Genomic DNA, 4,668 nt, shown 5'->3' with positions numbered 1-4,668 from the left:
CGCCACGTGGGGCGGGGCGGCCCCTGCGGGGCGGGCACGACCACGCGGGGGGAGGCGCTGGCCCTGGCCACCGGGGCGGGGGGTCGGGCCGGGCGGGTGGCGGACGGCGGTGCGCTGTCCGACCACGACGAGATGGAGCAGCGCCAGCAGCGCTCCGTACAGCTGTCCCTGGTACCGGTGGAATGGGGCGGAGTCCGGGTCAATGTGCTGGACACCCCCGGATACGCCGATTTCGTCGGGGAGTTGAGGGCCGGTCTGCGAGCAGCGGACGCGGCCCTCTTCGTAGTCTCGGCCGCGCAGGACGGCGAGGGCATCGGCGGTGCGACCCGGATGGTGTGGGACGAGTGCGCCGCGGTCGGCATGCCTCGGGCGGTGGTGGTCACGCACCTGGAGTCCGCGCGGGCCGGCTTCGAGGAGACCGCCGCGCAGTGCGCGAGCGAGCTGGGCGGCGACGACCCGGACGCGGTGCTGCCGCTGTACCTGCCGCTGCACGGCCCGGCGGGACCCGACGGCCACGCCCCGGTCACCGGCCTGGTCGGGCTGCTCACCGGCCGGGTCTACGACTACTCCTCCGGCGAGCGGGTCGAGGCCGACCCCTCCGCCGAACTGGCCCCGCGGCTCGCCGAGGCCCGCAACCGGCTGATCGAGGGGATCATCGCCGAGAGCGAGGACGAGACGCTGATGGACCGCTACCTCGGCGGCGAGGCGATCGACGTCGCGACCCTCGTCACCGACCTGGAGCGGGCCGTGGCCCGCGGCACCTTCCACCCGGTACTGGCCGCCACCCCGGCCGTCGAGGGCGCCCGCCAGGGCCTGGGCACCGTGGAACTGCTCGAACTGGTCACCGGCGGCTTCCCCACCCCGCTGGAGCGCGCCGCCCCGCCGGTCACCGACCCCGACGGCCGCCCCCGGCCGCCGCTGACCTGCGACCCGGACGGCCCGCTGGCCGCCGAGGTGGTCAAGACCACCTCCGACCCGTACGTCGGCCGGCTCAGCCTGGTGCGGATCTTCTCCGGCACCCTGCGGCCCGACGAGACCGTGCACGTCTCCGGGCACGGCATGGAGGACCGCGGGCACGAGGACCACGACGTGGACGAGCGGATCGGCGCGCTGTCGTCGCCGTTCGGCAAGCAGCAGCGCCCGGTGCCGTCCGCGTCCGCCGGCGACCTGGTGTGCGTGGCGAAGCTGACCCGCGCCGAGACCGGCGACACCCTCTCCGACCAGGACCACCCGCTGCTGATGCCGCCGTGGCAGATGCCCGACCCGCTGCTGCCGATCGCGATCGAGGCGCACAGCAACGCCGATGAGGACAAGCTCTCCCAGGGTCTGGCCCGGCTGGTCGCCGAGGACCCCACCATGCGGTTGGAGCAGAACCCCGACACCCATCAGGTGGTGCTGTGGTGCATGGGCGAGGCGCACGCCGACGTGGCGCTGGAGCGGCTGCGCAGCCGCTACGGGGTGCGGGTCGACGCGGTCCAGCACAAGGTGCCGCTGCGCGAGACGTTCGGGCAGCCCGCGACCGCCCGCGGCCGGCACGTCAAGCAGTCCGGCGGGCATGGGCAGTTCGCGATCTGCGAGATCGAGGTGGAGCCGCTGCCGGTGGGCTCCGGCATCGAGTTCGTCGACAAGGTGATCGGCGGGGCGGTGCCGCGCCAGTTCATCCCGTCGGTGGAGAAGGGCATCCGCGCGCAGGCCGCCCGCGGGGTCGCGCTCGGCTTCCCGGTGGTCGACATCCGGGTCACGCTCTGCGACGGCAAGTCGCACTCGGTGGACTCCTCCGACGCCGCCTTCCAGACCGCGGGCGCGCTGGCGCTGCGCGAGGCCGCCGCCGAGTGCCCGATCCACCTGCTCGAACCCGTCGACGAGGTCGGGGTGCTGGTGCCGGACGCGTACGTCGGCCCGGTGATGAGCGACCTGTCCGGCCGGCGCGGCCGCGTCCTGGGCTCGGAACCGGCCGGTGAGGGCCGCTCGATGGTGCGCGCCGAGGTCCCCGAGATCGAGATCGGCCGGTACGCCATCGACCTGCGCTCCCTGTCGCACGGCACCGGCCGGTTCAGCCGCCGCTACGCCCGCCACGAGCCGATGCCGGCACAACTCGCTGCGAAAATGCATTACTTGGAGGAGGCGGAACAGCAGACGGCGCGCGCCAGATGACTCCGCGCCGGTAATGTGGAGAGTGCTCCGAACGTGTGATGCGGCCCGCTACGGGGAATGGGCCGGTCGGAGCCGGTGCCTTGCAGGGTGCGGTCGGATGGCGAGTGGGGGCTGCGGTGACAGACGGGTTCGACTTCAGCCCGGGAGCGCAGGTCCCGCTCCTGGGCAGCGACGGCGAGACGGCCGCGACGCAGGCGCTGGCCTCGGCCGCGTACCGGGACTCCACGATGGAGGACCTGGTCGGCATCAGTGACGGCGCCAAGGTGTCGCCGCCCCGGCTGTCGCTGTTCGAGCCCAACCTCGGTGAGGCGTTCGCCCGCGCGGTCCAGGTCCGGATGCTCGGCGGCGGGCGCGGCGAACTCGTGCAGTCCTTCGGCATCGAGCCGCAGACCGTCGTCGAGCACTGTCTGGCCGCCACCCGGATCAGGCAGGAGCGCGACCAGCGGCTGAGCATCGTGATGGGGGTGTGCGGGGTGCTGTTCCTGCCGGGCACCTTGCTGTGGCTCGGCGCCTTCCAGCTGCGCCGCTCGCTGGCCGGCATGAAGGAGAAGGGCAACAAGGCGGGCGTGCTGGGCGGCGCGGTACTCGCGGCCGCGGCGCTGCTGGGCGTGCTGCTGGCGATCAGGCCGCCGTTCAGCGGGTTCTGGCGGGAGTACTTCCGGGTGGTGATGGAAGTACCGGTGATCGGCTGGTACCTCGCCCGCCGGATCTGCGAGCGCACCGCCAAGGACCTGCGCGACCGCTGGGCGGACCTGGCCGGCGGCTCCGGGGTCGGCGCGAAGATCCCCGAGGCGGTGCCCCGCAACCCCAACCAGCTGCGCGCCGAGACCCTGCGGCAGAGCCTGGCGAAGCTCGCCGCCGAGCAGAGCAGCAACGTCGTCTTCTACGCGGGCCCCAAGGGGATACTCGGCATGGGCAGCCGCTGGAGCAGCTGGCAGATGGCCGAGGAGTTGGTGCCGCGCGAGGGCATGAAGGAGATCAACCCGTTCCGCAGCTGGGATGTGATCCGGGCGATCCACGACCGGCTGCGGATGCTGGAGCGCGGCCCCCTGCACACCGGCGGCTTCCCCAAGCCGTCGATACGGCACTGGGTGGTGGCCCCCATCGCCGAGGGTGCCGGCAGCATCTCCCGCCCCACCGGGACCGAGGTCGAGGCGTACACCGTCAAGGACTTCGAGATCCAGCGGATCTGCAACAGCCAGCAGTTCGGCAAGGGCAACCGGCACTACCTGGGCATCCAGTTCGTGCTGTGGGACGGCAACCTCGTCATCACCCTCATGGTCACCGTGACCGTCCTCGCGCAGACCCTCCGGGTCGAGGTCACCGGATACGCGCTCGGCCCGATCAAGGGCCTGTTCAACTCCAAGCCGTCCGCGCCGACCAAGACCGTCAACAAGTCCGTGAAGTTCTGGGAGACCAGGACCGTCTCGCTGCCGGTCGTCAATCCGACCGAGGTGGTCCGCCTCACCGCCCGCGCGCCGCTGACCCGGTTTCCCTCGATCCTCGACCACCTCGGCGGCTCCCTGAAGCTCCCCGAGCCCTTCGGCCTGCGCCACACCTGGGCCGACAAGCCCTGGCAGCACCGCTTCATGGCCGATGACGCGTTGCGCGCCGCCACGCCCGTCCTGCGCGCCGTACACGCCGCCGCGATCCAGGTGATGGACGAGAACGGTGTCGACATCACCCAGTTCACCAGCCGCTCCATGGCACTGAGCGGCATGGTCCAAGCCGTCGAGCCCAAGAAGGCCGACGCCTACGACGCGTGACCCTGCGGGGTGGCCGCCCCTGACCCTCCGGGGTGGGCGGTGGCTGTCGGTTCAGGGACTACCTGTCGGTGGTGGGCTGGGGGTACCTCCCAGGCGAAGCTCTGGGGGAGCGCAGTTCCCCGCGCCCCTGGTTTTGTGCGGCTCCTTCCGCGAAAAGAGCCGCACATACCCAAGGGCGCGGGTGGTCCCGGGGCCGACAGGAACTCACCACCCCGGAGGGTCAGCTCGGCCACGCATCCGCCAGCAACTTGCGGGTGTCGGCCAGGAGTTGCGGCAGGACCTTCGTGTTGCCCACCACCGGCATGAAGTTGACGTCCCCGCCCCAGCGGGGCACGACGTGCTGGTGCAGGTGCGCGGCGATGCCGGCCCCGGCCACATCCCCCTGGTTCATGCCGATGTTGAACCCCTGCGCCCCGGAAGCCGCCCGCAGCGCGGTCATCGCCTGCTTCGTGAGCAGCGCGACCTCCGCCGTCTCGCCCTCGTCGAGATCCGTGTAGTCCGCGACGTGCCGGTAGGGCACGAGCATGAGGTGCCCGCTGTTGTACGGGTACAGGTTGAGCAGGGCGTACGCCCGCTCCCCGCGCGCGATCACCAACCCGTCCTCATCGGACTTCGACGGAATCACGCAGAAGGGACACCCGTCGCCCGCACCGGGCCCGGTCGGCTTGTTCTCGCCCTGGATGTACGCCATCCGGTGCGGAGTCCACAGCCGCTGGAACGCGTCCGGACCCCCCGCCCCACCCCGCTG

Annotated in this window: 3 protein-coding genes; 2 read left to right on the top strand and 1 reads right to left on the bottom strand. The window is 72.1% G+C overall.

The window, feature by feature from the left end; all coding sequences use genetic code 11:
- Together AC13HU_RS32570 and AC13HU_RS32565 are read left to right on the top strand one after the other, a co-directional pair.
- Positions 1–2,154, top strand: a 2,154-nt coding sequence (locus AC13HU_RS32570; RefSeq protein ID WP_483045585.1) for an elongation factor G-like protein EF-G2, incomplete at its 5' end; no start/stop codon positions are given.
- Between the two features lie 116 nt (positions 2,155–2,270).
- Entirely contained in the window at positions 2,271–3,920 is a 1,650-nt protein-coding gene (locus AC13HU_RS32565) for a hypothetical protein (protein ID WP_483045584.1), read from the top strand.
- A 220-nt stretch (positions 3,921–4,140) separates the two neighbouring features.
- Here AC13HU_RS32565 and AC13HU_RS32560 read toward each other — a convergent pair.
- Positions 4,141–4,668: HIT family protein (locus tag AC13HU_RS32560; protein WP_483045583.1), on the bottom strand; the 528-nt coding region annotated here is incomplete at its 5' end.

The organism is Streptomyces sp. NH27 (assembly GCF_056859195.1).
Note: the sequence above shows the minus strand (reverse complement) of the source record. Positions and strands in the feature narration are given on the sequence as shown.